General features: G+C 62.6%; 27 protein-coding genes. 22 read left to right on the plus strand and 5 right to left on the minus strand.

Annotated elements, in window-relative coordinates; translation table 11 throughout:
- Nucleotides 1-62 precede the first annotated feature (62 nt).
- A complete protein-coding gene (locus AC3WTO_RS30010; protein ID WP_492464753.1) occupies nucleotides 63-1,529 on the minus strand; it encodes an MATE family efflux transporter in 1,467 nt (488 codons plus the stop codon).
- A gap of 550 nt (nucleotides 1,530-2,079) precedes the next feature.
- Between AC3WTO_RS30010 and AC3WTO_RS30015 the strand changes: the two genes are divergently transcribed.
- Complete coding sequence (locus tag AC3WTO_RS30015) at nucleotides 2,080-3,915, plus strand: sensor domain-containing diguanylate cyclase (protein ID WP_492464752.1); 1,836 nt, start codon at nucleotides 2,080-2,082, stop codon at nucleotides 3,913-3,915.
- Between the two features lie 13 nt (nucleotides 3,916-3,928).
- Here the strand turns inward: AC3WTO_RS30015 and AC3WTO_RS30020 are convergent, their stop codons facing one another.
- Nucleotides 3,929-4,732: an alpha/beta fold hydrolase gene (locus AC3WTO_RS30020; protein ID WP_492464751.1), complete on the minus strand. Its 804-nt coding sequence runs from the start codon at nucleotides 4,730-4,732 to the stop codon at nucleotides 3,929-3,931.
- A 256-nt stretch (nucleotides 4,733-4,988) separates the two neighbouring features.
- Between AC3WTO_RS30020 and AC3WTO_RS30025 the strand changes: the two genes are divergently transcribed.
- The 5 genes from AC3WTO_RS30025 to AC3WTO_RS30045 all read left to right on the plus strand — a co-directional run bounded on the left by AC3WTO_RS30025 (nucleotide 4,989) and on the right by AC3WTO_RS30045 (nucleotide 7,266).
- On the plus strand, nucleotides 4,989-5,753 hold the full coding sequence (locus AC3WTO_RS30025; RefSeq protein ID WP_492464750.1) for a hypothetical protein: 765 nt from the start codon (nucleotides 4,989-4,991) through the stop codon (nucleotides 5,751-5,753).
- 68 nt (nucleotides 5,754-5,821) lie between these two features.
- Nucleotides 5,822-6,136 (plus strand): ArsR/SmtB family transcription factor, encoded by a 315-nt coding sequence (locus tag AC3WTO_RS30030; protein ID WP_492464749.1) that lies wholly within the window; start codon nucleotides 5,822-5,824, stop codon nucleotides 6,134-6,136.
- A gap of 2 nt (nucleotides 6,137-6,138) precedes the next feature.
- Nucleotides 6,139-6,603, plus strand: coding sequence for an SRPBCC family protein (locus tag AC3WTO_RS30035; protein ID WP_492464748.1), 465 nt, complete (start codon nucleotides 6,139-6,141; stop codon nucleotides 6,601-6,603).
- Between the two features lie 27 nt (nucleotides 6,604-6,630).
- Entirely contained in the window at nucleotides 6,631-7,047 is a 417-nt protein-coding gene (locus AC3WTO_RS30040) for a GFA family protein (RefSeq protein ID WP_492464747.1), read from the plus strand.
- Nucleotides 7,048-7,116: 69 nt separating this feature from the next.
- Nucleotides 7,117-7,266: a hypothetical protein gene (locus AC3WTO_RS30045; RefSeq protein WP_492464746.1), complete on the plus strand. Its 150-nt coding sequence runs from the start codon at nucleotides 7,117-7,119 to the stop codon at nucleotides 7,264-7,266.
- 35 nt (nucleotides 7,267-7,301) lie between these two features.
- Here the strand turns inward: AC3WTO_RS30045 and AC3WTO_RS30050 are convergent, their stop codons facing one another.
- Complete coding sequence (locus AC3WTO_RS30050; protein WP_492464745.1) at nucleotides 7,302-9,107, minus strand: IlvD/Edd family dehydratase; 1,806 nt, start codon at nucleotides 9,105-9,107, stop codon at nucleotides 7,302-7,304.
- Here AC3WTO_RS30050 and AC3WTO_RS30055 point away from each other — a divergent pair.
- The 3 genes from AC3WTO_RS30055 to AC3WTO_RS30065 all read left to right on the plus strand — a co-directional run bounded on the left by AC3WTO_RS30055 (nucleotide 9,106) and on the right by AC3WTO_RS30065 (nucleotide 10,328).
- Nucleotides 9,106-9,237, plus strand: a complete 132-nt coding sequence (locus AC3WTO_RS30055; protein ID WP_492464744.1) for a hypothetical protein — start codon at nucleotides 9,106-9,108, stop codon at nucleotides 9,235-9,237. The genes AC3WTO_RS30050 and AC3WTO_RS30055 overlap by 2 nt on opposite strands.
- A 68-nt stretch (nucleotides 9,238-9,305) precedes the next feature.
- Complete coding sequence (locus tag AC3WTO_RS30060; protein ID WP_492464743.1) at nucleotides 9,306-9,761, plus strand: SRPBCC family protein; 456 nt, start codon at nucleotides 9,306-9,308, stop codon at nucleotides 9,759-9,761.
- 78 nt (nucleotides 9,762-9,839) lie between these two features.
- Nucleotides 9,840-10,328, plus strand: coding sequence for a hypothetical protein (locus AC3WTO_RS30065; protein ID WP_492464742.1), 489 nt, complete (start codon nucleotides 9,840-9,842; stop codon nucleotides 10,326-10,328).
- Between the two features lie 11 nt (nucleotides 10,329-10,339).
- On the opposite strand, the gene AC3WTO_RS30070 is transcribed toward AC3WTO_RS30065, so the two are convergent.
- Entirely contained in the window at nucleotides 10,340-11,518 is a 1,179-nt protein-coding gene (locus tag AC3WTO_RS30070; RefSeq protein WP_492464741.1) for an Mrp/NBP35 family ATP-binding protein, read from the minus strand.
- A gap of 422 nt (nucleotides 11,519-11,940) precedes the next feature.
- Here AC3WTO_RS30070 and AC3WTO_RS30075 point away from each other — a divergent pair, with 422 nt between their 5' ends.
- Nucleotides 11,941-12,411, plus strand: a complete 471-nt coding sequence (locus tag AC3WTO_RS30075) for an SRPBCC domain-containing protein (RefSeq protein WP_492464740.1) — start codon at nucleotides 11,941-11,943, stop codon at nucleotides 12,409-12,411.
- A gap of 15 nt (nucleotides 12,412-12,426) precedes the next feature.
- On the opposite strand, the gene AC3WTO_RS30080 is transcribed toward AC3WTO_RS30075, so the two are convergent.
- Nucleotides 12,427-13,650, minus strand: a complete 1,224-nt coding sequence (locus AC3WTO_RS30080) for a sensor domain-containing diguanylate cyclase (protein WP_492464739.1) — start codon at nucleotides 13,648-13,650, stop codon at nucleotides 12,427-12,429.
- A gap of 145 nt (nucleotides 13,651-13,795) precedes the next feature.
- Between AC3WTO_RS30080 and AC3WTO_RS30085 the strand changes: the two genes are divergently transcribed.
- The 12 genes from AC3WTO_RS30085 to AC3WTO_RS30140 all read left to right on the plus strand — a co-directional run bounded on the left by AC3WTO_RS30085 (nucleotide 13,796) and on the right by AC3WTO_RS30140 (nucleotide 25,511).
- Nucleotides 13,796-14,725 (plus strand): LysR family transcriptional regulator, encoded by a 930-nt coding sequence (locus AC3WTO_RS30085; RefSeq protein WP_492464738.1) that lies wholly within the window; start codon nucleotides 13,796-13,798, stop codon nucleotides 14,723-14,725.
- Nucleotides 14,726-14,830: 105 nt separating this feature from the next.
- The gene (locus tag AC3WTO_RS30090; protein ID WP_492464737.1) at nucleotides 14,831-15,310 is read left to right on the plus strand and encodes a formate dehydrogenase subunit gamma; all 480 of its coding nucleotides are present in this window, start codon (nucleotides 14,831-14,833) and stop codon (nucleotides 15,308-15,310) included.
- The gene (locus tag AC3WTO_RS30095) at nucleotides 15,307-16,863 is read left to right on the plus strand and encodes a formate dehydrogenase beta subunit (protein WP_492464736.1); all 1,557 of its coding nucleotides are present in this window, start codon (nucleotides 15,307-15,309) and stop codon (nucleotides 16,861-16,863) included. Before AC3WTO_RS30090 ends, AC3WTO_RS30095 begins: the two co-directional genes overlap by 4 nt.
- A 10-nt stretch (nucleotides 16,864-16,873) precedes the next feature.
- A complete protein-coding gene (fdhF, locus tag AC3WTO_RS30100; RefSeq protein ID WP_492464735.1) occupies nucleotides 16,874-19,753 on the plus strand; it encodes a formate dehydrogenase subunit alpha in 2,880 nt (959 codons plus the stop codon).
- A 116-nt stretch (nucleotides 19,754-19,869) separates the two neighbouring features.
- Nucleotides 19,870-20,298: an endonuclease domain-containing protein gene (locus AC3WTO_RS30105; RefSeq protein WP_492464734.1), complete on the plus strand. Its 429-nt coding sequence runs from the start codon at nucleotides 19,870-19,872 to the stop codon at nucleotides 20,296-20,298.
- Nucleotides 20,295-21,119, plus strand: coding sequence for a formate dehydrogenase accessory sulfurtransferase FdhD (gene fdhD, locus AC3WTO_RS30110; protein ID WP_492464733.1), 825 nt, complete (start codon nucleotides 20,295-20,297; stop codon nucleotides 21,117-21,119). Before AC3WTO_RS30105 ends, fdhD begins: the two co-directional genes overlap by 4 nt.
- Entirely contained in the window at nucleotides 21,109-21,372 is a 264-nt protein-coding gene (locus AC3WTO_RS30115; RefSeq protein ID WP_492464732.1) for a formate dehydrogenase subunit delta, read from the plus strand. Before fdhD ends, AC3WTO_RS30115 begins: the two co-directional genes overlap by 11 nt.
- 401 nt (nucleotides 21,373-21,773) lie before the next feature.
- Nucleotides 21,774-22,247 (plus strand): hypothetical protein, encoded by a 474-nt coding sequence (locus tag AC3WTO_RS30120; RefSeq protein ID WP_492464731.1) that lies wholly within the window; start codon nucleotides 21,774-21,776, stop codon nucleotides 22,245-22,247.
- A gap of 111 nt (nucleotides 22,248-22,358) precedes the next feature.
- Nucleotides 22,359-22,754: a hypothetical protein gene (locus tag AC3WTO_RS30125; protein ID WP_492464801.1), complete on the plus strand. Its 396-nt coding sequence runs from the start codon at nucleotides 22,359-22,361 to the stop codon at nucleotides 22,752-22,754.
- Nucleotides 22,721-23,254, plus strand: a complete 534-nt coding sequence (locus tag AC3WTO_RS30130) for a hypothetical protein (protein ID WP_492464730.1) — start codon at nucleotides 22,721-22,723, stop codon at nucleotides 23,252-23,254. Before AC3WTO_RS30125 ends, AC3WTO_RS30130 begins: the two co-directional genes overlap by 34 nt.
- Nucleotides 23,255-23,271: 17 nt before the next feature.
- On the plus strand, nucleotides 23,272-23,772 hold the full coding sequence (locus tag AC3WTO_RS30135) for a hypothetical protein (protein ID WP_492464729.1): 501 nt from the start codon (nucleotides 23,272-23,274) through the stop codon (nucleotides 23,770-23,772).
- A 185-nt stretch (nucleotides 23,773-23,957) separates the two neighbouring features.
- Entirely contained in the window at nucleotides 23,958-25,511 is a 1,554-nt protein-coding gene (locus tag AC3WTO_RS30140) for an alpha/beta fold hydrolase (protein WP_492464728.1), read from the plus strand.
- Nucleotides 25,512-25,615: the final 104 nt, after the last annotated feature.

The following is a 25,615-nucleotide window of genomic DNA, read 5'->3' on the forward strand; positions in this document are numbered from 1 at the left end:
GAGTGGACTTCATCACATCCGTAGCGTGGTCGCAACGCGACAAGCCGCGCGGTCGGTATGCCTCAGCTTTGCCCTTGCGGTGCCAGTCCGGCGCGGCCGCGCGGCACGCCAAGACCGGTATCCGGCGGCTCACCGGCAGCCGGCCGCTCCTCCTCGATCATGTGCATGGTGCGCCATCTGCCGAAGCGATAATAGGCGGCTGCCAGCGCCAGGGAAGCAATCGAACCGGCTGGGAAACTCCACCACAAGGCATTTTGACCAAGCATATCGCGCAGCCCATAGGCAAAGCCGGTGCGGATGAAGAGCACCGAGATGACCAGGATGATCAACGGCGGCATCACCGCACCGGTGGCACGCACCGTGGCAAACAGCACGATGGTGACGCCGAACAGGATGAACGACCACGAGGCAAGGTTGTTGATGTGCTGGGCAATATCCACCGCAGCGCCGTCGGCGGCCAGGAACAGGCCAAGCACCGGTCGGTCGAAGAAGTACAACAGCAACACCAGCGTGCCGGTGAGCAGGAGATTGAAGCCGACGCCGGCAGCGGCGATCTTCCCGATGCGGTCCCAGCGGCGGGCGCCGACATTCTGAGCCGCCATCGAAGACACGGCGGCGCCAATCGCCAATGCCGGCATCTGGATATAGGTCCAGAGCTGCGCGGCGATGCCATAGGCGGCGGCCACTTGCGAACCATAACCGTTGACCATGCCCATCAGCACCAGCGCGGCCATCGAGATGACGATCATCTGCAGGCCCATCGGGATGCCTTTGGTGACAACGATGCGCAACAGCCTGGGATCCGGCTTCAGCAAGGCGAGATCAGACCCAGCCAGCCGCAGCGGATGCTTGCGCCGGTAGAGCAGGATCAGGATCGCGGCCACGCTCACCGTCTGCCCGATCAGCGTGGCCAGCGCCGAGCCGGCAATGCCAAAACCGGGGATCGGGCCGAAGCCGATGATGAGCAGCGGATTGAGTACGATGTCGAGCAGCACGGCGAGCGCCATGAAATAGAACGGCGTGCGGGAATCGCCGGCGCCACGCAGGATCGTCATGACGAAGGACAAGAGATTGGCCGACGGCACCGCCGCAAAAATGATGACCAGATAGGCGCGCGCCAGCGGCATCACGTCGGCGGGCGTGCCGAGCAGCCCAAGGATCTGGTCCACCCACAGCCAGCCGCCAAGCGCGAAGACCAGCGAGACGAGAAAGAAGAACGTCGCGCTGGTGCCGACAATGCGTCGGGCCTCGACCATATCACGGGCGCCGACCGACTGCGCCACCAGGATGGTGGCCGCCACGCCGATTCCGAACATGGTGCCGAGCAGGAGAAACAACACAAGGTTGGCATTGGAGGTCGCCGCCAGCGCGGTTTCGCCCAGGAAGCGGCCGACCCAGACCGAATTGATCGAGCCGTTGAGCGACTGCAGCACATTGGAACCGAGCACCGGCAGCGCGAACACCAGCAGCGTCGAGGCGATCGGTCCGCTGGTCAGGTCGCGCGGGCGGCGGGAGGTCTTGTCATTCATGGCCGGTCGTTCCTGTTTCCGCCGTCCTGAGGCGTTTCCGGTTCTCCCGGAAACGCCTCAACTCGTTGCCTTGGAGCAAAGCCGGCACTGGTGACTGTAGCGAAAAGCTGCTGTTGTCTAAATACCAGCCCTATGCCGCACGCTATCCTTCATGTCAATATTACCCGGGTAAAATCATCGATGTATCGAGTTGGCCGCCTGATGGCTGGAACTGGCCACGACGGAGCGACCTGGATTGCAGCTATCGCCGCTCGCAAAGCTGGTCGAATGGAGCAAGAAGAGGAACAACAACCCCTCTTCTCTGGGGTTGGCACATCCCGGAGAAGATTTTCGCGCGGCGCGTTTCATATATTGAACCGACGTTCAAGAAGTCATTCATTCATTCACTGAATTTGATTTCGACACCAGCACTTCCACCATCCACTTCTTGGTGATGACGCGGTAAAGAGCAGCGAGCAAGGGCGGCATCCATTAAGAATAGCTAATGCAGCAATTTCAAATACTTGGCCCCGTCCGCCAAACGGGGACCACGGCAAGGTTCCTGTTCTGGATGGTCTTGCTGGGGGTTGCCAATTACCTGTCCAACTCACCGTTTCGCATGGACGGCCTGGTCGCCCTTCAGCTCACCTACGCCCTGTTGCTGGCAATTCTGCTGCTGACACCGCGAAAGCAATGGCTGGCCTATCTCGCCGCCGCCTTTCCTCTGCTGGTCGTCGTGCGGGCATCAACGATCGGCTCGCTCGCCGAATTGACCAACCCCTTCGCGCTGGTAAGCACGGCGACCGGGATCCTCTTGGCTGCGATGGGAGCGGCGCTGCTGTCGCGCGATCGTGACTGGGTCGATGGCCGTTCAGACCAGTTGGTCGCCTGGGTCAGGGCGGCTTTTATCACCGCGGTGCTCATGCCGCTGATCTGCGCGACCGTTTTCGCGGCGATGCGCATTCCGCCGCCCGGATACAATTCGACCGCATACTGGTTCAACGTTTATTCCAATGCAGCACTTGGCTATCTGGTGCTGACGCCACTGGTGCTGCGCGCCCGGCCGCGCCAGTGGATGGAACTCTATCGAAGCGGCAAGTTGCCTGAGGCGATCGCCTCGATCGCCGGCTTCTGCGCCGTCGCCGTGCTGATCTTCCAGCAGCCTTCGGTGCTGCCGCTGTTCCTGGTGCTGCCGCCGCTGATCATCATCCTGTTCCGTGTCGGGTTCATCGGGCTCTCGGTGGGTATGGCCCTGCTGGTACCGATCGCTGTCCTGCTGACCGGCGCAGGGGAAGGGCCGTTCCATGCCATGGACAACCTGCATGCGGTAGCTGACGCCGCCGGCCACGATGCCAACCACGCGCTGCTGCTGTGTCGGGCGTTCCTCATACTTACCTTCATCGTCGCCGTGATGATCGCGGCACTGCTGCATGAGCGCGAACATCTGCAGCGCATGGCCCAGGCCGACCGTGACATCTATGAGATGGTCGCGCGACAGTCGGGCGACATGGCTTTCGTCTCCGATCTCGAAGGCCGCCTCATCTTCATTTCACCGGTGACGGCCCAGGTGCTCGGCCTCGCCGAAGGCGCCCTTGGTAATTTCGACTGGCGCAACCACATCCATCCCGACGATCTCGGCATTATCGACGCCGCCCTGCAACGCGTGCGCGATGGCGAAGAGGACGTCGACTACCTGTTCCGAGCCTTCGACAATGACAGAAACGAGTTGTGGTTCGAAAACCGGCTCCGGCTGTCGACCGCCGCGGCTAAGGACGGATCGCGGTTTCTCGTCGGCTCGTCCCGTGAGGTGACGGCACGCGTGCTGCGCGAGCAGCAATTGCAGCAGATGGCGGCCATCGACGCCCTCACCGGACTTGCGAACCGGCGCCAGTTCAACGAGCAGAGCCGCCTGAAATGGCGGCAGGCTTCGCGGCACGGCGATTTCCTGTCCCTGCATGTCATCGATGTCGACTTCTTCAAGGCCTACAACGACGTCTACGGCCACGCCCAGGGCGACAAATGCCTTCACGCGGTGGCGACCGCCATCCGCAACACGCTGAAGCGACCGGACGATTTCTGTGCCCGCTACGGCGGTGAGGAATTCGTCGCCCTGCTGCCTGGAACCGACGCCGCCGGAGCCCTCAAAATCGGCGAGGATATCTGCGCGGCAGTGCGTGACCTCAACATACGGCACGATGCCAGCGAATACGACACTGTATCGGTGAGCATTGGCTGCGCCACGGTCCGCCCGGCTTTCGCCGAGGATGACGGCTCGCTGTTCGAAGCGGCGGACGCCGCCCTCTATCAGGCGAAACGACAGGGCCGGAACCGCGTGGTGACCAGCAGCCTGCGCAATCTTGTCGCCGAGGCCAACATCATCGCCCTGCCCAACAAGCGTCGCGTCTGACCTCCTCGGGCGCCTAGCGCACCCGGTCGAGAAACCGGCGCACTTCGCGATTGAACTGCACCGGACGCTGCAGCGGCGCGAAATGGCCGACGCCGGCAAGGACAACGAGTTCTGCTCCCGGAATGCTGAGTGCCAGATAATCGGCATGGTCCTGCCGGATGAACTCGTCATGCTCGCCAATGACGATGGCTACGGGCACCCTGATGCCTCTCAACTGGCTGGCGCTGTAATTCGGCTCGGTCGCCATCATGCGTCCGACATCCGCGACAAATGTCGAGAAATCATCGGGCGTTGCCGACAGCGCCGCATAGTCCTTGCCATGACGGCTGAAACAGCGATCGATCAGCGGTGTCGACTTGAACTCAAGCGTACCGCCCGGATCCATGTTGCAGGCGAAGAAGAAAACGCCCGAAACCCGCTCCGGATGTTTGTCGGCAAGGATCAATGCCGTGCAGGCGCCGTCGCTCCAGCCGACGAGGGCTGCCTTGTCGACGCCAAGCCGGTCCATCACCGCCAGCACGTCTCCCGCCATGCGTTCGTAACCGAATGGTCCGGCGTCACGCGTGCTGCGGCCATGGCCACGGCTGTCGATGACGACCACGGTTCTGCCCGCCTGGACAAGAGCCGGAACCTGGTGACCCCAGTTGCCGGCGTTGCCCAGCCCGCCATGCAGCAGGATGACAGCCGGACCGGAGCCGTAGACGGCATGCCAGATGCGCGCGCCATCGTTCTCGACAAACCCTTCCGTTGTCGCTGGCGGAAGCGGCGCCGCGCCATGCGCGTCGAACTCCAGCAGCTCGTTGTCGGTGAAATGCATCGGCGTCTCCTTTGTCGTTCTTCATTAAAGACGATTGAGCGCGGCGTTTCTCGACAGTCCAGGGCAAAGAAATTCGTCGCCGCCAGGCGCCGTGGTCCAGGCCGTCTCATCTTTAATGCAGGCATTTGCCTGCATGAGTTGACATGCAGGTATTCACCTGCATATAACAGATCACATTCGAGCGGAAGCGATGTGCACCGGTCACGACGATCGAAGCGACAGGCTACCGGCAACATCATGCGGAAAGGATGGTCAGATGCGTAATTATTCGGCGATCGCAGTCATAGCAGGCCTGCTTCATGCAACGTCGGCCGGCGCACAGTCTTCGCAAGCGGCGAAGGGTCCGGAGCCGCTGCCGCACGATCTGGAGATCGAGCTGGCGTTGAGTTCCTTGCCACCACATCTCAGAGACAAGGCGACGGTCTATGTGTTGAACCCTGCCAAGGGTTTTGAACTCGCACGCGAAGGCAGCAACGGCTTTCATGCCTTCGTGGCCCGGACCGGCGACGACTCCTTCAAGGGCGACTGGCCCCTGACGCAATACCGCGACGACATCCTCTATCCGATCTCGTTCGATTCCGCCGGCGTCACCGCGCAGATGCGGGTGTTCTTCGACGCGGCACAGGAGCAGGCGAAAGGCACCCCGGCGGGCGAACTCAAGAAGCTGATCCAGCAACGCTACAGGGACGGCACCTACAAGGCGCCGCAGCGCGCCGGCATCTCGTACATGCTGTCACCGGTGCTCAGGACCTACACCAGCCCGGAACAGAACGACAATGTCGCCACCGCCAACCTGCCGCACGTGATGTACTACGCGCCAGACGTCACCAGTCACGACGTCGGCGGCAGTCAGCCCGGCGGCACTTATCCCGCAGTCATTCTGCACGGTCATCACGGCTATACGATCCAGCCCATCGGCGTGACGGAAATCGCAGCCGTCACCCACGGATACGCGCCAATGCTGGATAGCCTGTGCAAGATCAACGAATTGTGGTGCTTGCCGAAGCCGAAGGCCCAATAGAATGGTCGCAGCGCGCCTGTCTGAAAGACAACAGGCGGCATGCCCGATGGCGGTTTCGAGTGGAGCTGATGGACGCTGACAAGGTTTTCAAGGCATTGGCCGACCCGACGCGCAGGAGACTGCTCGACCTTCTCTACGAGAAGAACGGACAGACGCTGGGGCAGCTTTGCGAGAACCTCGACATGGCCCGGCAGTCGGCGACGCAACATCTCGGCCTCCTGGAAGAAGCCAATCTGGTCAGCACGATCAAGCGCGGCCGGGAGAAGCTGCATTTCATCAACCCGGTGCCGCTCCACGAAGTCTACGAGCGCTGGGTGCGCAAATTCGAACAGCAGCGGCTCGAGCTGCTGCACGATCTGAAAAAAGAACTCGAAGGAGAGTGACGATGGCCAGGGAGACAACCAGTTTTGTCTATGTGACGTACATTCTCTCGACACCTGAAAAGGTGTTCGAGGCCATCGCCAGACCGGAGGTCACGCGGCGCTACTGGGGCCATGAGAACGTCTCCGACTGGCAGGCGGGATCGACATGGGAACATGTCCGCGCCAATGACGAACGCACCATCAAGGTGGTGGGCAAGGTCGTTGAAGCCACGCCGCCGAGCCGCCTCGTCATCACCTGGGCTACACCGCAGCAAGCCGCCGATCCGGCGAGCCACAGCCGGGTGACCTTCGCGATCGAGAAACAGGATGACATGGTGCGGCTCACCGTCAGCCATGACGAACTGGAGGCAGGCAGCGACATGGCGAAGACCATGACAAAGGGCTGGCCGGCGGTTCTCTCCAGCCTGAAATCCTTCCTGGAAACCGGCCGCGGCCTCGACATTTTCGGCAAGCCGAAAGCGGCCTGACCCCAATCCATCAAAGAAAGAACACCAATGACCAAGTTCTATCGCGGCGGCTGCGCCTGCGGCGCGGTCCGCTATGAGACGACGAGCGAACCGATTTTCGAGAACCATTGCCAGTGCCGCGACTGCCAGAAACAAAGCGGCACCGGGCATGCATCCTATCTGACCTTCGCCAACCGGGCCGACATGGCGATGACCGGAGAAACCAGCAGCTGGCGTGTGCCGAGCGACAGCGGCAACGAGAAGATCTACGCCTTCTGCCCGACTTGCGGCGCGCCGGTCTATCTGTCGACCGTCGCCATGCCGAATTTCATCGCGGTCTCGGCCGCCAGCCTGGACGACCCCGGCCAGTTCAAGCCGCAGGTGGTCACCTATACCGCCCGCGGCCACGCCTGGGACACGCTCGATCCGGCGTTGGCGGCATTCGAGGGCATGCCGCACGGATAGAGGCAGACGGTCCGCAATAATCGGAACCGCGCGGCCCTGCACCGGGTTGTCACCGGACAGGAGGTTGCCATGATCCGCAAGCTGAAATCCGGCGAATATCGTCTCTATTCGCGCAAGGTCGACCCCAGGACCCACAAGCGCAAGAACCTCGGCACGTTCAAATCAAGGGAAGCAGCCGAGAAGCATGAGCGCGAGGTGCAATATTTCAAGCACCACTAGCCGGGGCCGTTTAGCGCCCCGGCCGACCCCTTGGCCTAGTGATTGTCGCGCGGCATGCCCTGGGTATGGGCGACGTCCTGGTATTTGACTGCCGGCTTTAGCACCATGCCTTCCGAGAACTGGTCGACCATGGAGCGCTGGATTTCCTGCCACGGCGTCTGGTGCTTGGGATAGTGATAGCCGCCATTGCCACTGAGTGCGGCGCGGCGGCGGGCAAGCTCATCCTCTGGCACTAGCATGTCAGCGGTGCCTCGCTTGAGATCGATGCGCACGCGGTCGCCCTTGCGCAGCAGCGCCAGGCCACCGCCGATCGCCGCCTCCGGCGAAGCGTTGAGGATCGAAGGCGTTCCCGACGTGCCGGACTGGCGACCGTCGCCGATGCAAGGCAGTGAGTGGATGCCCTTCTTGATGAGGTAGGCCGGCGGCTGCATGTTCACCACTTCCGCGCCCCCTGGATAACCGACCGGGCCGGCGCCACGCATGAACAGGATGGTGTGTTCATCGATGCCCTCGGCCGGATCGTCGATGCGGGCGTGGTAATCTTCCGGCCCATCGAACACCGCGACCTTGCCTTCGAAGGCCTCGGGGTCGTCGGGGTTCGACAGATAGCGGTCGCGGAACTCCTTGGAGATCACGCTGGTCTTCATGATGGCGCTGTCGAACAGATTGCCCTTGAGATTGATGAAGCCGGCTTCCTTCCTCAGCGGATCGGCAACCGGCAGGATGACCTTCGGGTCGAGGTTCTCGGCCTTGCCGCAGTTCTCGCCCATGCTCCTGCCGTTGGCGGTGACGGCAGCCGGATGCGGCAGCAGGCCGGCCTTCATCAGTTCGGCGACCACTGCCGGCACGCCACCGGCATGGTGGTAATCCTCGCCCAGATATTCACCGGCCGGCTGCAGATTGACCAGCAGCGGGATCTTGTGACCGATTGCCTGCCAGTCGTCATTGTCCAGCCGGACACCGAGATGACGGGCAATCGCGTTGAGATGGATCGGCGCGTTGGTGGAGCCGCCGATCGCCGAGTTGACGACGATGGCATTCTCGAAGGCTTCGCGCGTCATGATATCCGATGGCTTCAGGTCCTCATGCACCATGTCGACGATGCGCTTGCCGGTTTCGTAGGCGATCTGCCCGCGCTCGCGATAGGGCGCCGGGATGGCGGCCGAACCGGGCAATTGCATGCCGAGCGCCTCGGCCAGGCTGTTCATGGTCGTGGCTGTGCCCATGGTGTTGCAATAGCCGACAGAAGGCGCGGAGGAAGCCACGATCTCCATGAACTCGTCATAGTCGATCTCGCCCGCCGACAGGCGCTGGCGCGATTCCCAGACGATGGTGCCGGAGCCGGTGCGCTTGCCCTTGTGCCAGCCGTTCAGCATCGGTCCGACGGAAAGCGCGATCGCCGGAATGTTGACGGTGGCCGCCGCCATCAGCATGGCAGGCGTGGTCTTGTCGCAGCCGATGGTCAGCACGACACCGTCGAGCGGATAGCCATAGAGCACTTCCACCAGCGAGAGATAAGCAAGGTTGCGGTCGAGGGAGGCGGTCGGGCGCTTGCCCGTCTCCTGGATCGGATGGCAGGGGAACTCGAAAGGGATGCCCCCGGCCGCGACGATGCCTTCACGCACCCGCTTGGCGAGTTCGAGATGATGGCGGTTGCAGGGCGAAAGATCGGAACCGGTCTGGGCGATGCCGATCAGCGGCTTGCCCGACTGCAGTTCGGCGCGGGTGAGGCCGTAGTTCAGGTAGCGCTCCAGATAGAGCGCGGTCATGCCCGGATTGTCGGGATTGTCGAACCATTCCTGAGACCGGAACTTCTTCTTGTTGCTAGGCGCGCCTGCCATGGCTGTCTCCGCATTTGTCAGACAAATGGATATTTCATCGCATGCATTCAGGCAAGGCCATGCCCCGGACTTTGGTGCGATGGACAGCATTGATGCACTGCGTTACGGCTTTGGCCAGAGCATGACCTGAAAAAGTGCGAAAGATCATGCTCCAACAGGGAATGAGGTCAGTTTCGACTGCCCCCATGGGAGGATTGCATGGCTCTGCTGATCGAAGGCGAAGAACGCATCGCGGCCCCGGTTGAGAAGGTTTGGGCGGCACTCAACGACCCGGCGGTGCTGAAGGGCAGCATTCCCGGCTGCCAGAGCCTGGAAATGAAATCTCCCACCGACATGGCGGCCACGGTGGTGCTGAAGATCGGGCCGATCAAGGCTACCTTCAACGGCGAGGTGACGCTGAAGAACCTCAACCCGCCGCATTCCTACACCATCCAGGGCGAAGGCAAGGGCGGCATCGCCGGTTTTGCCAAGGGTGGCGCCGATGTGACGCTGACCGCCGACGGCGACGGCGCGACGCTGCTGAAATATGCCGCCAAGGCCGATGTCGGCGGCAAGATCGCCCAATTGGGCAGCCGCCTGATCACCTCGACCTCGAAGAAGCTCGCCGGCGAGTTTTTCTCAACCTTCGGCAAGAAAGTGGGTGCCGCCGGTTGAGGCTTCCCGCAATGGCTTGACGTCGACGCTGCCGACAGTCAGTTCTCCGGCTCCCCGTGGAAAGTCGGAGGTCGACCCGTGGCCAGGATCGCAGCTGCTGCCCTTCTCGGATTGCTGGTATCCGGCCTGCCGGCTGGAGCAGCAGACGACGCGCTGGGCAGAAATCTCATCCGCCAGCTTTCCTGCACCAGCGACCCCGACCCGACCGTCGCCCTGCTTCACCTCGAAAAGACCGGCCGGATCGGCGACAATGACGGCGACCGCAACGACGGCGAAACCTGCTGGTTCATGAAACCAGCTCTCAAGATCGAAGGCGTTGTCTTCACGCGCATCTGCGCAACCGCGGATGACGATGCACTGATGGTCGAGATGTTCCCGAAATTCTACTATCGCGGCCCGGGCCAGCCGAACGGCAGGCTGGTGCGACTGACGTCCAAGGCAAGCGTGCCGACGCTGCGCAGCTGGGCGAAGAAGGTCTTGGGCAACGGGCCCTACGAGGTCGGCTCCGCCGGCCGCGAAGATGGCGAGAAGGCCATCTCCTGCGCTGCCAGCACGCGCCGGCAATAGTCCCGGCCGGGCTATTCGAAGACGATGCTGGGTCCTGTTTCGGCAGCGCTCTTGCCGGCCTGCAGCTGCGCCCAGGTTCTGGCGGCGATCTCCTTGTAGATCTTGGCTTCCGCACCATCCGGCTTGGCGGCCACAACCGGCGAGCCGGCGTCCGAACTCTCTCGAATGCCCATTTCCAGCGGCACCGCGCCAAGGAATGGCACGCCGAGGCGCTCGGCCTCCTTCTGCGCGCCGCCATGGCCGAAGATGTCGTAGCGCTTGCCGGTGTCGGGAGCGATGAAATAGCTCATGTTCTCGACGATGCCGAGCAGCGGCACATCGACCTTCTTGAACATGTTCAGACCCTTGCGCGCATCGATCAGCGCAAGGTCCTGCGGCGTGGAGACGATCACCGCTCCGGCCAGCGGTACCTGCTGGGCCATGGTCAGCTGGGCGTCGCCGGTGCCGGGCGGCATATCGACCACCAGAACGTCGAGCGGCCCCCATTCGACTTCGCGCAGCATCTGGGTGAGCGCCGACATAACCATCGGCCCACGCCAGATCATCGGCGTCTCCTCATCGACGAGGAAGCCCATCGACATCACCTTGAGGCCGTAATTTTCCTTTGGCTTCAGGACCTTGCCATCGACCGTCTCCGGCTTGCCATGGATGCCGAGCAGCTTTGGCATGGAAGGTCCGTAGATATCGGCGTCGAGAATGCCGACCTTCAAGCCGTTGGCGGCGAGACCGAGGGCAATATTGACGGCGGTCGTGGACTTGCCGACACCGCCTTTGCCGGAAGCAACCGCGATGATCGCCTCGATGCCCGGAACGCCGCGCTTGCCGGAACTCTGCGACGGCGGCGCTTGCCGCGGAGCCGGTGCGGGACGCGGCGCCGCAGCCTGAGGGGCCGGCTGCGGGGCTGCCGGCCGCTGCGGCACCGGCGCCTCCATGCCGCCACTTTTCTTCTCGGCGGTGAGCGCAACGACTGCGCCGGCGATCCCTGGAATGGCTTTCACCACGCGCTCGGCGGCGGCGCGCAGCGGCTCCATCTCCTGGGCGCGGGCCGCCGGAACGGTAATTGAAAAGAACACCTTGGCATCAGCGATGAAGATCTCCGACACCATGCCGAGATCGACGATGTTGCCGGAGAAATCCGGCCCGCTGATCGTCTTCAGGCGATCGATGACGGCTTCCTTGGTTACGGACATGCTGCTGCTTCTTCTGTCTGTTGCCTGGGCCTGAAATAGTGCACTTCCCGCACTCGGGCAATTCCAGCAAAAGTGCGCAGCGGTTTTGCGTCCGCAATTGCATAAAAATAGGAAGCTGGCGCGCTTAGCGAAACGGGAACGCTTGAAACCAGCGGCATGGTTGCCGAGGAAACCTGGCAGCCGAAACACTTTGTCACGTCAGCAAATTCCAGGGACAGCACCGCGCTGTACTTCCCACCCATGCTTTCGATGCTCTTTCGGTGCTCACGTTCAGATACTCCCGAACGGCGTCATTCCGGCCCGGATGACTCTATCTCTAAATGCGCCTGAACAGCTTGCAAATTGCAATTGGTGTTGATAGCTAAAACTGATCTTGCTTTGCAAGCAGTTTGCAAGCATCGAGCGATCTATGGAACATAGCGATGGACTACGAAATCGGTCACAGGACGTTCGTTTTCGAACGGCGTTGCGAGGCCCCGGTAAGCAGGGTGTTTGCGGCACTCGCGGATCCGGTCACCCGTGCAAGCTGGAGCGCACCATCCGATGGCGCAGCCTTTGTCTATGATGAAGCTGACTTTCGCACCGGCGGCGAGGACCGGTTCCGCTGTGGTTCAAAGCACAACCCGCAATATACCGGGCGCACGACGTACGTTTCGATTATCCCCGGCGAACTGGTGATCAGCAACGAGACCGTCGAAGCCGGCGGGCGAACGCTGATGTCGAGCCTGATTACAACGGAACTGGAAGCCGACGGCGATGCGACAAATGTCAGGCTGACCGTGCAGGTGACCTCTCTTTTCGGCGACCAAATGATCGTAGGGACCGAGATCGGGAACAATGCCGCTCTCGACAACTTGGTTGAGCACTGTTCGCTCCCTAGCCCGGCAGCCTAAAATCTGCCGTCGTCCTTATAAAAACGCCACCTCCAGCCGTTTGTCCTGCTGCGACAGGATTCGGCATCGCGCCTCGAATCGATCGGAAGCGATGGCGAGCTGGAACCGGTTGGGGATTCCAGCCGCGCTGAAGACATCCAGCGTGGCGCCGTCCTCGCCGATCGCGCGTACGGTGCAGTCTATGGTCGACGAGCGGCCGTTGAAGATGATCAACCCGGCCTTGAGCACGCGCCGGCGCGAGGCATGTGCCTCCGCCGAATGCCACAGCGTGCAGCGGTTACGCCCTGCCTGCTTGGACTGGTACATGGCTGCGTCCGCCCGCTCGATGAGCGCCTCGAGATTCGGCGCCGTCGGATCGAGCAAGGCTATGCCGAAGCTCGCCGTGGCCTGAAGCGTGATGTCGCCGTGCTGGACATGCATCCGTTCGATGGTGGTACGCAGGCGCTCGGCTGTTTCGAACGCGCCGTTGCGGCCAGCATGGGCCAGCAGCGCGAACTCTTCGCCGCCGATGCGGCCGAAAACATCGGTTTCGCGCAGCGTGTTGGCACAATGCTCGGCCACACCCTGCAATATCCTGTCGCCACCGCTGTGACCGAACGTATCGTTGATCGACTTGAAATGATCGATGTCGAAGGCGATGCAGGCGACGTTGCCATATTGGCGCTGGGCCAAAGCGACATCTCGCCTGGCGACCTCCATGAACGCACGGCGCGACAGGATTCCCGTCAGCATGTCGGTGGAGACGCGCTGGCGCAGCTCGATCTCGTTCATCGCCATGGCGGCGAAATCGGCCAGGATGCCGAGCTCCTTTTCGCTGAAGCCACGCGGCTCGAATCCGATGGCGCAGACGCTGCCGATGTTGTGGCCATCGCTGGTGCGCAACGGCACGCCGGCATAGCTGCGGACATGGGGATCGCCCACGACATAAGGGTTTTCGGCGAAACGCGGATCGAGCCTGGCGTCGGGTACCACCAGTGGCTCGTCCTGCAGGATCGTGTAGCGGCAGAAGGTGTTCCGACGACCCGCCTCCGAACCGCCCAGGCCCTCGCAGGCCTTGTACCATTGCCTGTGGGCGTCGATGACCGAGACAATGGCGACCGGAATATCCAGGATCGTGCGGATCAATCGCACGATGCGATCAAACGAGGCTTCGCGCGGCGTGTCGAGGAAATCATACCGGTCGAGTGCGGCAAGGCGTGCCGCCTCGCGCATGTCCAGATCGGCCTGCACTGCATCCATTTCTCGGGCTCCAGCTCGTCAAGGTCACCCGCACGGCACATGCCGGCGACCTTATCCCTTGGCAGCCCCCGCTTGCCTTGAGAGATGGTGTCGTCCACGATCATTAAACAAGAGTTTCAATGATGGTTCAGTTTAAACAGACCGCATGATCGACAAGCTGGAATTTTTCATCGCGCTCGCCCGGGAAGAGCATTTCGGACGCGCGGCCGAGATGTGCGGAGTGACGCAGCCGACCTTGTCGGCCGGCATCAAACAGCTGGAAGATCAACTCGGCGTCATGCTGGTGAAGCGCGGTTCGCGTTTCCAGGGCCTGACGCCGGAAGGCGTACAGGTGCTGACCTGGGCGCGCCGCATCGTCAGCGACACCCGCTCAATGAAGGAGGAGATGCGCGCGGCCAAGCACGGGCTTTCCGGTCGCATCCGCATAGCCGCCATTCCCACGGCACTGGCCATGGTGGCGCGGCTCACCACGCCGTTCCGCGAAAAGCACCCCGGCGTCACTTTCTCGGTGCTGTCGCGCACCTCGATCGAGGTGCTGTCGCTGCTCGGCAATCTCGATATCGACGCCGGCATCACCTATCTCGACAACGAGCCGCTCGGCCGGGTGACCAGCGTACCGCTCTATGACGAGCGCTACCAGCTGATCACGGCGGCCGGAACCGAATATTCCGATCGCGAAATGGTGACCTGGGAGGAGGTGTCGAGCCTGCCGCTCTGCCTGCTGACGCCCGACATGCAGAACCGCCGCATCATCGACCAGCATCTGGCGGATGCCGGCGTGCAGGTGCGGCCGACGCTGGAGAGCAACTCGATGATCGTGCTGTTCTCGCATATCCGCACCGGCAAATGGTCGTCGATCATGCCGCTCAACCTCGCGGAAACATTCGGCTTTTCCGAACCGATCCGGGCTATTCCGATCGTCGACCCGGATGCCCGCCACGCCGTCGGGCTGGTGACGGCGCCGCGCGATCCGCAGACGCCCCTGGTGCAGGCGCTGCTGGACGAGGCGACGGCGCTGGCAGGCGATCTGCGCCGCGAGGCCGCGGCTAAGGTTCAGTCGACCCGCAATCGATAGAAAATTTTTATCATACGACGAAACAGCTTTATTGATTCCAAGGGTTTGTATCGCCTTTAATAGAGCAATAGCGCCCAAAGGGCGTAACGTCAGGGAGGGCGCTGCATGTCGATGCAGCCTGCAAGTACCGAAATCGCGGCGCGCACAGCCGCCGTCGTCAGCGAGATGAAGGACCTCGAAGGTCCGCTGCTGCCGATCCTGCACGGTATCCAGGAAGAATTCGGCTACGTACCGCAGGAAGCGCTGCCGGTAATCGCCGAGGCGCTCAACCTTTCCCGCGCCGAAGTGCATGGCGTCGCCACCTTCTACCATGATTACCGCAAGCATCCGGCTGGACGGCACGTGCTGAAGGTCTGCCAGGCGGAAGCGTGCCAATCAATGGGTTCCGACGCTGTCGCCGCCAAGCTGAAACAGGCGCTCGGCATCGGCTTCCACGAGACGACCAAGGACAATTCTGTTACACTGGAACCGGTCTATTGCCTCGGGCTCTGCGCGTGTGCCCCGGCCGCCATGCTGGACGGCGAAGTGATCGGCAGGCTGGACGACGAGGCGATCGACGATATCGTCGCGGAGGTACGGCGATGAGCGCTACCATTTACATCCCAGGTGACTCCGGTGCGCTGGCGCTCGGCGCCGAAAAGGTCGCCAAGGCGGTAGCCAAGGAGCTGGCGGAGCGCGGCATCGCCGCGAAGATCGTCCGCAACGGCTCGCGCGGCGCCTATTTCCTCGAACCGATGGTCGAAGTCGAGACCGCGGAAGGTCGTCGCGCCTACGGGCCGGTGAAAGCCTCCGACGTGAAAGGACTGTTCGACGCAGACCTCCTTGCCGGCGGCCAGCACAGGCTGGCACTTGGCGACCCCGAAGACATTCCGTTCTTCGCCAGGCAGACTCGGCTGACCTTCGCGCGCTGCGGCATCACCGACCCGGTATCGCTGGAAGACTATGAAGCGCATGGCGGTCTCGACGGCTTGCGCAAGGCGGTGGCCATGGTGCCCGCCGACATCGTCAAGCAGGTCACCGAATCCGGCCTGCGCGGACGCGGCGGCGCCGGCTTCCCGACCGGTATCAAGTGGAAGACGGTGCTCGATACGGCAGCCGACCGCAAATACATCGTCTGCAACGCCGACGAAGGCGACAGCGCTACTTTCGCCGATCGCATGATCATGGAAGGCGACCCGTTCGTGCTGATCGAAGGCATGACGATCGCCGGCATCGCCACCGGCGCCACCAAGGGTTTCGTCTACATCCGTTCGGAATATCCGCATGCGGTGGCGACGATGAACAAGGCCGTCGAGGTCGCCCGCAACGCCGGCGTGCTTGGGGCCACCGTGCTCGGCTCGCCGAATGCCTTCGACATCGAGATCCGGGTCGGCGCGGGCGCCTATGTCTGCGGTGAGGAAACCTCGCTGCTGAACTCGCTGGAAGGCAAGCGCGGTGTGGTGCGCGCCAAGCCGCCGCTGCCGGCGATCCAGGGCCTGTTCGGCAAGCCGACGGTGATCAACAACGTGATCTCGCTGGCGTCCGTGCCCATCATCATGGACAAGGGCGCGGCCTTCTACAAAGACTTCGGCATGGGCCGCTCGCGTGGCACGATCCCGATCCAGATCGCCGGCAACGTCAAATATGGCGGCCTGTTCGAGACGGCTTTCGGCCTGACGCTGGGCGAGATCGTCGACGATATCGGCGGCGGCACCCGTTCGGGCCATCCGGTCAAGGCCGTACAGGTTGGCGGACCGCTCGGCGCCTATTTCCCGCGCGCGCTGTTCGACACGCCGTTCGACTATGAGGAATTCGCCAAGCGCGATGGGCTGATCGGCCATGCGGGCATCACGGTGTTCGACGACACCGCCGACATGCTGAAGCAGGCACGCTTCGCCATGGAATTCTGCGCCATCGAGAGCTGCGGCAAGTGCACGCCCTGCCGCATCGGCTCGACGCGCGGCGTCGAGACCATCGACAAGATCGCGGCCGGCATCGAGCCGGAGAAGAATCTCGAGCTGGTCACCGATCTCTGCAACACGATGAAATTCGGATCGCTCTGCGCGCTGGGCGGCTTCACGCCTTACCCGGTGATGAGCGCGATCAAGCATTTTGGTGAAGACTTCAAGCCGGCGCCCGTCGCCGAAGCTGCTGAATAGGAGCCTGGCCATGGGTCTCATCCACGAAATCGACTACGGCACGCCGGCTTCGAAATCGGAGAAGCAGGTCACGCTGACCGTTGACGGCTTCACCGTCACCGTGCCGGAAGGCACCTCCATCATGCGGGCATCGATGGATGCCGGCATTGCCATCCCGAAGCTCTGCGCCACCGACATGGTCGACGCCTTCGGCTCCTGCCGCCTGTGCCTAGTGGAAATCGAAGGCCGTAACGGCACCCCCTCCTCGTGCACGACGCCGGTGGCGCCGGGCATGGTGGTGCACACCCAGACCGGACGGCTCAAGGACATCCGCCGCGGCGTGATGGAACTCTACATTTCCGACCATCCGCTCGACTGCCTGACCTGTGCCGCCAACGGCAACTGCGAACTGCAGACGCAGGCTGGTGTCGTCGGCCTGCGCGACGTGCGCTACGGCTACGAAGGCGACAACCACGTCTTCAAGAAGAACGATGGCGACGCAAACTTCCGCTGGATGGCGAAGGACGAGTCCAACCCCTATTTCACCTATGATCCGTCCAAGTGCATCGTCTGCTCGCGCTGCGTGCGGGCCTGCGAGGAAGTGCAAGGCACCTTCGCGCTGACCATCGAGGGTCGCGGTTTCGACAGCCGCGTTTCACCCGGCATGCATGAGCACTTCATCGATTCCGAATGCGTGTCCTGCGGCGCCTGCGTACAGGCTTGCCCGACCGCGACGCTGTCGGAAAAGTCGGTGATCAAGATCGGCCAGCCGGAACATTCGGTGGTGACGACCTGCGCCTATTGCGGCGTCGGCTGCCAGTTCAAGGCAGAGATGCGCGGTGACGAGCTGGTGCGCATGATGCCGTTCAAGGACGGCAAGGCCAATCGCGGCCACTCCTGCGTCAAGGGCCGCTTCGCCTACGGCTACTCGACCCACAAGGACCGCATCCTCAACCCGATGATCCGCGAGAAGATCACCGATCCATGGCGCGAAGTGTCGTGGGAAGAAGCGCTGACCTATACGGCCAACGAATTCCGCCGCATCCAGTACCAGTATGGCCGCAGCGCCATCGGTGGCATCACCTCTTCGCGCTGCACCAATGAAGAAACCTATCTCGTGCAGAAGCTGGTTCGCCAGGGCTTCCGCAACAACAATGTCGACACGTGCGCCCGCGTCTGCCACTCGCCAACCGGTTATGGCCTCGGCCAGACCTACGGCACTTCCGCCGGCACGCAGGACTTCGACTCGGTCGAGGATTCCGATGTCATCATGGTCATCGGCGCCAATCCGTCGGCAGCGCATCCGGTTTTCGCCTCACGCATGAAGAAGCGCATCCGCCAGGGTGCAAAGCTGATCGTGCTCGATCCGCGCAAGACCGAGACCGTCAATTCGGTGCATGCCAAGGCCACCTATCACCTGCCGCTGAAGCCGGGCACCAACGTTGCCGTCGTCACCGCGCTCGCCCATGTCATCGTCACCGAGGGCCTGTTCGACGAAGCCTTCATCCGCGAACGTTGCGACTGGAACGAATTCCAGGACTGGGCGTCCTTCGTCATGCTGCCCGAGAACAGCCCGGAAGAAGTTGGCAAATTGTCCGGCGTCGATCCGGAACTGATCCGTGGTGCCGCACGGCTCTATGCCACCGGTGGCAACGGCGCGATCTACTACGGCCTCGGCGTCACCGAGCACAGCCAGGGTTCGACCACGGTCATCGGCATCGCCAACCTCGCCATGGCCACCGGCAATATCGGCCGGCGTGGCGTCGGCGTGAACCCGCTGCGCGGCCAGAACAATGTGCAGGGCTCGTGCGACATGGGTTCCTTCCCGCACGAACTGCCCGGCTATCGCCATATCTCGGGCGACGCTGTGCGCGACATCTATGAGAGCCTGTGGGGCGTGAAGCTGGACGATGAACCCGGCCTGCGCATCCCCAACATGCTGGACGCGGCCGTCGATGGCTCGTTCAAGGGCATCTACATCCAGGGCGAGGATATCCTGCAGTCAGACCCGGACACCAAGCACGTGTCGGCCGGCCTCGCCGCCATGGAATGCGTGGTGGTCCAGGATCTCTTCCTCAACGAGACCGCCAACTACGCCCACGTCTTCCTGCCGGGCTCGACCTTCCTCGAGAAGGACGGCACCTTCACCAATGCCGAGCGCCGCATCAACCGCGTGCGCAAGGTGATGGCTCCGAAGAACGGTTACGCCGACTGGGAAGTCACGCAGAACCTCGCCAAGACGATGGGGCTCGACTGGAACTACGCGCATCCGTCCGAGATCATGGACGAGATCGCAAAAACCACGCCGAGCTTTGCGATGGTGTCTTATGACTATCTCGAGAAGATGGGCTCGGTGCAGTGGCCCTGCAACGAGAAGGCGCCGGAAGGCACGCCGATCATGCACATCGACGGTTTCGTGCGCGGCAAGGGCAAGTTCATCCGCACCGAATATGTGGCGACGGACGAACGCACCGGCCCACGCTTCCCGCTGCTTTTGACCACCGGCCGCATTCTCTCGCAGTACAATGTCGGCGCGCAGACAAGACGCACCGACAACGTCATGTGGCATTCGGAAGACCGGTTGGAAATCCATCCACACGATGCCGAGAATCGCGGCATCCGCGATGGCGACTGGATCCGGCTGGCAAGCCGCGCGGGTGAGACGACGCTGCGCGCGCTGATTACCGACCGGGTCTCGCCGGGCGTGGTCTACACCACCTTCCACCATCCGGACACGCAGGCCAACGTCATCACCACCGACTACTCCGACTGGGCGACCAACTGTCCGGAATACAAGGTCACCGCCGTGCAGGTGGCGCCGTCGAACGGCCCGACCGAATGGCAGAAGGACTACAACGAGCAGGCCCGCCAGAGCCGGCGCATCAAGGGCCATCTCGAGGCGGCGGAGTGAGAATGGCGCTAACGCCCCCCTCCCCCTTGAGGGGAGGGTGGCCGCGAAGCGGCCGGGTGGGGTCCGCGCGGCAGTGCTCCAGCCTCCGTTCTTTCTTGCAAGTGCCGGAGGACGAATTGCCTCGTACACGCGTCACTTTCGAAATGCGGCAAAAGGCCAAGGGACTCCGCCGCTTTGCTACCAAAACAGAAGTGCTGCTTTGGTACGAACTTCGCGACTTGAAGACCGATGGCTTCAAGTTCCGGCGCCAATCGCCGATTGGACCCTACATCGCTGATTTCGTATGTTTCGATCCCCGGCTTGTCGTGGAGATCGATGGAGACTCGCACGAAACCAGCCAAGGGCGCAGGCACGATACCAATCGTGACGCGTATCTCAACTCGCTCGGTTTCGACGTGATGCGGGTTGATGCGCCAGATGTTCTGGACAATGCCTGGCATGTCGCTCAGCGGGTGAAGGGATATGCCGAGCGCTGCCGCACAGACCCCACCCGGCCGCTTCGCGGCCACCCTCCCCTCAAGGGGGAGGGGGAGATCGCGCCATGATCCGCCCCGCCACCAGCTCGACCACTCGCATCGCCCGCCGCACGAGCGGAACCAAGGCGGCGGCGCGGATGGTGCCGGAGGAAACGCCGGTCGCACTTTCCTATGCCGGCACCACCCATGCGGTGATGATGGCTTCGCCCGCCGACTTCGAGGATTTCGCGCTCGGTTTCTCGCTGACTGAAGGCATCATCGCTTCGCCGAACGAGATCGAATCCGTCGAGGTGCAGGACGTCGAGGCCGGCATCGATATCCAGATTCGGCTGAAGGACAAGGCGAACACCCGTTTCGAAGCGCGACGCCGGCGGCTTGCCGGGCCAGTCGGCTGCGGGCTGTGCGGTATCGAGTCGATCGAGGAAGCCATGCGCTCGGTCGATGATGTCGACGTCTCGAAACTCACGCTGAGCGCCGACGACATCACCGGCGCGGTCAAGGCGCTGTCCAGGCTGCAGCCACTGCATGCCGAAACCGGCGCCGTGCACGCAGCCGGCTTCTACCTGCCAGGCAAGGGCATCATTGCCGCACGCGAGGATGTCGGCCGCCACAATGCGCTGGACAAGCTGGCCGGCGCGCTGGCCAAGGCCGGGGTCGATGGCGCCACGGGCGCGGTCGTGGTGACTTCACGCGTCTCGGTCGAGATGGTGCAGAAGACGGCAGCGATCGGCGCGCCTTTCATCATCGCGGTCTCGGCGCCGACCGCGCTTGCCATCCGCACCGCCGAGGCCGCCGGCATGACGCTGGTGGCGCTGGTGCGCGGCGACGAATTCGACATTTTCACCCGCCCGGAGCGGGTCTTGAGCGGAGTTTCCCAACATGTCGCATGACGAGGATCATGTTTCCTCCACCAGCGAGAAACTGGTGCGCATGGCCAACCAGATCGCGACCTTCTTCCATTCCAAGCCGCGTGAAGAAGGCATCGCCGGCGTCGCCGAGCACATCAACAAGTTCTGGGAGCCGCGCATGCGCCGCCAGATGTTCGAGATGATCGACGCTGGCGGAAAGAGTTTCGACGAACTGGTCCTTGCCGCAGCACCACTGATTCGCCGACCCGCTGCGGAAGAGAAGCCCGCAGCCTGATTTTTGGCTGCGGATTGCCGCCAGCCAGCCCGTCTTTGCCCTTTCAGTCACCGTAAAAAACCGGGAGTCCTTTGCGAGTCGCCGGTTCCTTCGGCTAGCGCGCAGGCCAGAAAACAATCCAACTGTCCAAATTTTTGACCACGCTTCAAGGGCCCCGCAAAGTAGCGGCGCACATCCAATGATTGCAGAGTCCTGAACTTTATTTCGCTATGCCTAATTTAGACAGGTCAATATTAGAGATACATTCTAAAACCAGGGATTTGAATCAGAATACACGCAGTGTCTATATTGTACAAGAAAGACGTACGGCGTACAACCCAACGCACACGAACAATAAATCCTTGACTTAATACTGCTTGTGTTTAAGCGTTTCATTATTCAGTAAGGAGAGGGCTCTCCGCATGAAAGGTATTTTACCTGGACTTGCGTTTCTTGGGCTTGCGGCATCTTCTTCTGTAACATTTGCCGCAACGCAAGGCGTGATCTTCAATGGATCGGTGGCTTCTGTCTGCGTTCTGACCGTCGGCTCCAATGGAACCATGACCGTCAGCCCGAACCTTCAATCGCTCAGTTCGCACAACAGTGGCGGCACGGCAGGCACGGCAAATCTTGCAACCACAGGCGGTGTGACGCTCAGCGTCGATTCTGCCGTAAGCGGCGTCACCACACCGGCCGCCGACAGCGGCACCATCGCCTGGACCCCGACCTATGCGGTCTCCGGCGCGCATAACTTCCCCGAAGGCGGCGCTTCCCATGCGTTGACAGGCCCCGGAACATCGGTGGTGACCGTCAATCTGGCGGGGGCCAAGACGGGCTCGGATACATTCGTGGCAGGCAACTACCAGGCGACCGTTACGGTTCGCTGCGAACCCTAGAGCGTTCCGTTTTTCGCGGAGACACGGAAACGCTCTAACTCTTTGTTTTTACGCAACTCCGGACGGAACCGTTACCCGGAATTGCTGGAGTCTAGTTCGAAAGGGACGATGATGATCAGCAAGCGCCTGCATGGGCTCTTGGCGCTGTTTTGCGCTCTTCCGGCAGCGGTTTCGGCTCAGTCAATGTCGCCGATGCGCGGCGAAATCATGAGTTTTTCCAATGCTTTCGCCGTCCGCGTCTACCCGGCCAATCCCTACAAGCAACGCATCAAGATCTCGGTTCGCGTCTACGACCAGGATTTTTATCCAGTCAAGGACGCCCGCGTCAGCCCTTCCGAGTTCATGCTCGGAGGCGATGCCTCGCGCCCGGTTCTCGTCGTCGTTCCATTCAACGGCACCAGCGAACGCAAGGTTCGAATCTGCACGGAAAGCATCCCGTTTCCAAATGATCAAACCCAGATAAGGGCACAGATATGCGGAAAGTTTCTTGGACAAAGGCGCTCCTGACCACGCTCGTGCTGACTGGAACGGGTGGGTGGCGGGCCCATGCGGAAGACGTCTACAAGCTCGTCCAGAACCAGAACGGCTTCGACCTGCCTGGGGTGGCGCTGCCGCAAGGCCAGGATGAGGTGCGCGCGGCTGATGGCACGACCTGCAGTTCCTCGATCTCCGGCTCCGGTGCGTATCTCGACATGGGTGTCATCAGGAACAGCGCCGCGGTCAGCACGCAGGACATGGCCGCCTATGGCCGGGTGGTGATCCCGCTGGGCAGCCGGCCAAAGCGACTGGACTGCTCCAAGCTATACAATCTTGAGGTCGAACGCCTGCAGATAGAGCTCGACCTGATGAAAATGGGGGTCGGCCCCGATGCCGGCATGTCCACCGCATCGACCGCACAACCGGCATCCGCGACTGTCGCCGTTCCGGCGAAACGTCAGGTCAAGGCACAGCGCAAGAGCAAGAATTGGGTGTCCGAGGGCTGGAGCGCACGCGGCGACGGCAAGTAGCCAGGTGGAGTGCCATGATGGCCTGTAGCCCCTTGCATGTCGCTGCACTGCGCCTGATAGCGGCGCTTGTCATATCTGCCCTGGCCAGCAACCCCGCGTCAGCCGCCCTGGATGGCACCTGCACGATCATGGTGACACGGACTGGAACGATGGTGACCAACGCCAACGCTTCCGTGTTGAGTTCCAAGCCAGCCGGCGGTGCTTACGCTGCAGCTTCGATTACCATTCAGCCTGGGGTTCTCGGAGTCCTGTGCAGCCTTGTCCAATTGCTCAACTGTTTCGCCTTGACCGTGGTGCCACCGGCGAGTTTTTCGAGCGCCCCCTCGGGCGGGGGCACCAATGTCGGCTTCAACACGGTGTTCCGTATCGACGGCGGCGCCACCGACCAGCCCCAGAACACGCCGGTCAAGGTGCTGAACGGCCCGCACAGTGTTCAGATCGACCTGATCGCGACCAAAAGCTCCGGCATCTACGCTTCCGGCAACTATCAGGGAACGGTGACGCTCCGCTGCGAGTGAAGCGAGACAGCCTCGTGGCTTTCAATTGATCCGTCCCGCCACGCCCGCAGTGCTCGCTGTCCGCCGCAGCGGCAGCCGACCAAAGGCTCCATTGATTATTTCAGTCTGTAAAATTTGGCTGCGCGGCAGCTGGCATTTTCTGCTATGATCGACGATCGGATCGTCTCGTTGGGCGGGGCAGTCGCGTGAGGTCGATCGAGACCAGATACGCGCGTAGCGGGGATGTGCGGATCGCCTATCAGGTGGTCGGCCAGGGCTCGTTCGATCTCGTCTTCGTGCCGGGTTTCATCTCCAATCTCGACCTGCATTGGGAAGACGAAGGCTACAGCCGCCTGCTCAAACGGCTCTCCGCCTTCTCGCGGCTGATCCTTTTCGACAAGCGCGGCACCGGGCTTTCCGACCGCGTCGACAGCCATCACCTGCCCAGTCTCGAAAACCGCATGGATGATGTGCGCGCCGTGATGGACGCTGCCGGCAGTGGCCGCGCCGCGCTGCTCGGCGCCTCGGAAGGCGCACCGATGGCGATGCTGTTCGCCGCCACCTATCCGGAGCGAACCCGGGCGCTGGTGCTCTATGGCGGCTACGCGCATTTCCACAGATGGGTCATGCCTCCGGAGCGTCTGGAAACCTTCATCGAGACGACGGAAACCTCGTGGGGCACCGGCGCGACCTTGCCCGGCTTCGCACCGGGGCGGATGGACGATGCGCATTTCGTGCAATGGTGGGCACGGTTCGAAAGACTGTCGGCCAGTCCAACCGCCGCCGCGGTGCTTGCCCGCATGGATGCGGGAACCGATGTGCGTGGCATCCTCCCGGCGATCAAGACGCCGACATTGCTGCTCCATCGCCGCGGCGACGTGCGCGTCGACCTGGAGGCCAGCCGCTTCCTGGCCAGGAAAATCCAGGGAGCCCGCCTCGTCGAGCTCCCCGGGCGCGATCATCCGGTCTGGACCGGAGATGTCGACCGGGTGGCGGACCTCACGGAAGAATTCCTGACCGGCCAACCGGCGGTGGCCGACACCGAGCGCGTTCTGGCTGCGCTGCTGGCGACGCGTATCTATGACACGGCCAGGCTCGGCGACCGCATGTGGAGCGAGCGAAGCCAACGCTTCCACGAGACATGGCGCCTGCTGGTCGGTCGCCACGGCGGCCGCGTCGCCGGCATGCATGGCGAGCTGATGATCGCGCGTTTCGACGGGCCGGCACGCGCCATACGCTGCGCGGCGGCCCTGCGCGAGGCGGCGCAGCAGATCGGGGTGGCAAGCGCGCAGGGCGCCCATGTCGGAGAGATCGAGCTGCGCGGCCAACCGGCCGGGCTGACGGCGCGGGTGACCATGCAGCTCGCGCTGCATGCCGCACGCGGCGACATCGTCGCTTCGCGACTGGTCGCCGAACTCGCGATCGGCTCCGGCCTGCGCTTCGTCGACGCCGGCCATGCCAGCCTCGACGAACTGGGCGAGCCGTTGCCGGTGGTCCTTGCAACGTCGGAACAGCATCTGGAGCCGGCCTGCCGCTCCAAGGCAAAGCCATTGGAAACTGCAGCGCTGACGGCACGGGAAAGCGAGGTGGTCAGCCTGATCGCCGACGGCAAGAGCAATGCGGCGATCGCCGCCGAACTGAAGCTCAGCGAGCATACGGTGAAGCGGCACGTCGCCAACATCCTGCTCAAGCTCGACCTGCCATCGCGGGCGGCGGCGGCTGCCTTTTCGGCCAGGCACCCTGGCCCGGACGGGCCATAAGAGCCATGGCGCTTTCGAGCGAAGCGGTCGGAGCGCTTCGAGGATTACGATTTGTCTCCATGCAGGCCAGGCGATGTCGCCATCAAACCCTGCGGATGGAGGAT

The organism is Mesorhizobium sp. EU05-FHT14A09, assembly GCF_058790995.1.

Coding starts and splice junctions, on each gene's coding strand:
- AC3WTO_RS30095 (WP_492464736.1), top strand. CDS start 15,307: ATGAGCGCTACCATTTACATCCCAGGTGACTCCGGTGCGCTGGCGCTC.
- AC3WTO_RS30125 (WP_492464801.1), top strand. CDS start 22,359: ATGATCAGCAAGCGCCTGCATGGGCTCTTGGCGCTGTTTTGCGCTCTT.
- AC3WTO_RS30070 (WP_492464741.1), bottom strand. CDS start 11,518: ATGTCCGTAACCAAGGAAGCCGTCATCGATCGCCTGAAGACGATCAGC.
- AC3WTO_RS30020 (WP_492464751.1), bottom strand. CDS start 4,732: ATGCATTTCACCGACAACGAGCTGCTGGAGTTCGACGCGCATGGCGCG.
- AC3WTO_RS30040 (WP_492464747.1), top strand. CDS start 6,631: ATGACCAAGTTCTATCGCGGCGGCTGCGCCTGCGGCGCGGTCCGCTAT.
- AC3WTO_RS30080 (WP_492464739.1), bottom strand. CDS start 13,650: ATGGATGCAGTGCAGGCCGATCTGGACATGCGCGAGGCGGCACGCCTT.
- AC3WTO_RS30050 (WP_492464745.1), bottom strand. CDS start 9,107: ATGGCAGGCGCGCCTAGCAACAAGAAGAAGTTCCGGTCTCAGGAATGG.
- AC3WTO_RS30075 (WP_492464740.1), top strand. CDS start 11,941: ATGGACTACGAAATCGGTCACAGGACGTTCGTTTTCGAACGGCGTTGC.
- AC3WTO_RS30120 (WP_492464731.1), top strand. CDS start 21,774: ATGAAAGGTATTTTACCTGGACTTGCGTTTCTTGGGCTTGCGGCATCT.
- AC3WTO_RS30055 (WP_492464744.1), top strand. CDS start 9,106: ATGGCTGTCTCCGCATTTGTCAGACAAATGGATATTTCATCGCATGCA.
- AC3WTO_RS30115 (WP_492464732.1), top strand. CDS start 21,109: ATGTCGCATGACGAGGATCATGTTTCCTCCACCAGCGAGAAACTGGTG.
- fdhD (WP_492464733.1), top strand. CDS start 20,295: ATGATCCGCCCCGCCACCAGCTCGACCACTCGCATCGCCCGCCGCACG.
- AC3WTO_RS30015 (WP_492464752.1), top strand. CDS start 2,080: ATGGTCTTGCTGGGGGTTGCCAATTACCTGTCCAACTCACCGTTTCGC.
- AC3WTO_RS30085 (WP_492464738.1), top strand. CDS start 13,796: ATGATCGACAAGCTGGAATTTTTCATCGCGCTCGCCCGGGAAGAGCAT.
- AC3WTO_RS30010 (WP_492464753.1), bottom strand. CDS start 1,529: ATGAATGACAAGACCTCCCGCCGCCCGCGCGACCTGACCAGCGGACCG.
- AC3WTO_RS30025 (WP_492464750.1), top strand. CDS start 4,989: ATGCGTAATTATTCGGCGATCGCAGTCATAGCAGGCCTGCTTCATGCA.
- AC3WTO_RS30060 (WP_492464743.1), top strand. CDS start 9,306: ATGGCTCTGCTGATCGAAGGCGAAGAACGCATCGCGGCCCCGGTTGAG.
- AC3WTO_RS30135 (WP_492464729.1), top strand. CDS start 23,272: ATGGCCTGTAGCCCCTTGCATGTCGCTGCACTGCGCCTGATAGCGGCG.
- AC3WTO_RS30090 (WP_492464737.1), top strand. CDS start 14,831: ATGTCGATGCAGCCTGCAAGTACCGAAATCGCGGCGCGCACAGCCGCC.
- AC3WTO_RS30045 (WP_492464746.1), top strand. CDS start 7,117: ATGATCCGCAAGCTGAAATCCGGCGAATATCGTCTCTATTCGCGCAAG.
- AC3WTO_RS30130 (WP_492464730.1), top strand. CDS start 22,721: ATGCGGAAAGTTTCTTGGACAAAGGCGCTCCTGACCACGCTCGTGCTG.
- fdhF (WP_492464735.1), top strand. CDS start 16,874: ATGGGTCTCATCCACGAAATCGACTACGGCACGCCGGCTTCGAAATCG.
- AC3WTO_RS30035 (WP_492464748.1), top strand. CDS start 6,139: ATGGCCAGGGAGACAACCAGTTTTGTCTATGTGACGTACATTCTCTCG.
- AC3WTO_RS30030 (WP_492464749.1), top strand. CDS start 5,822: ATGGACGCTGACAAGGTTTTCAAGGCATTGGCCGACCCGACGCGCAGG.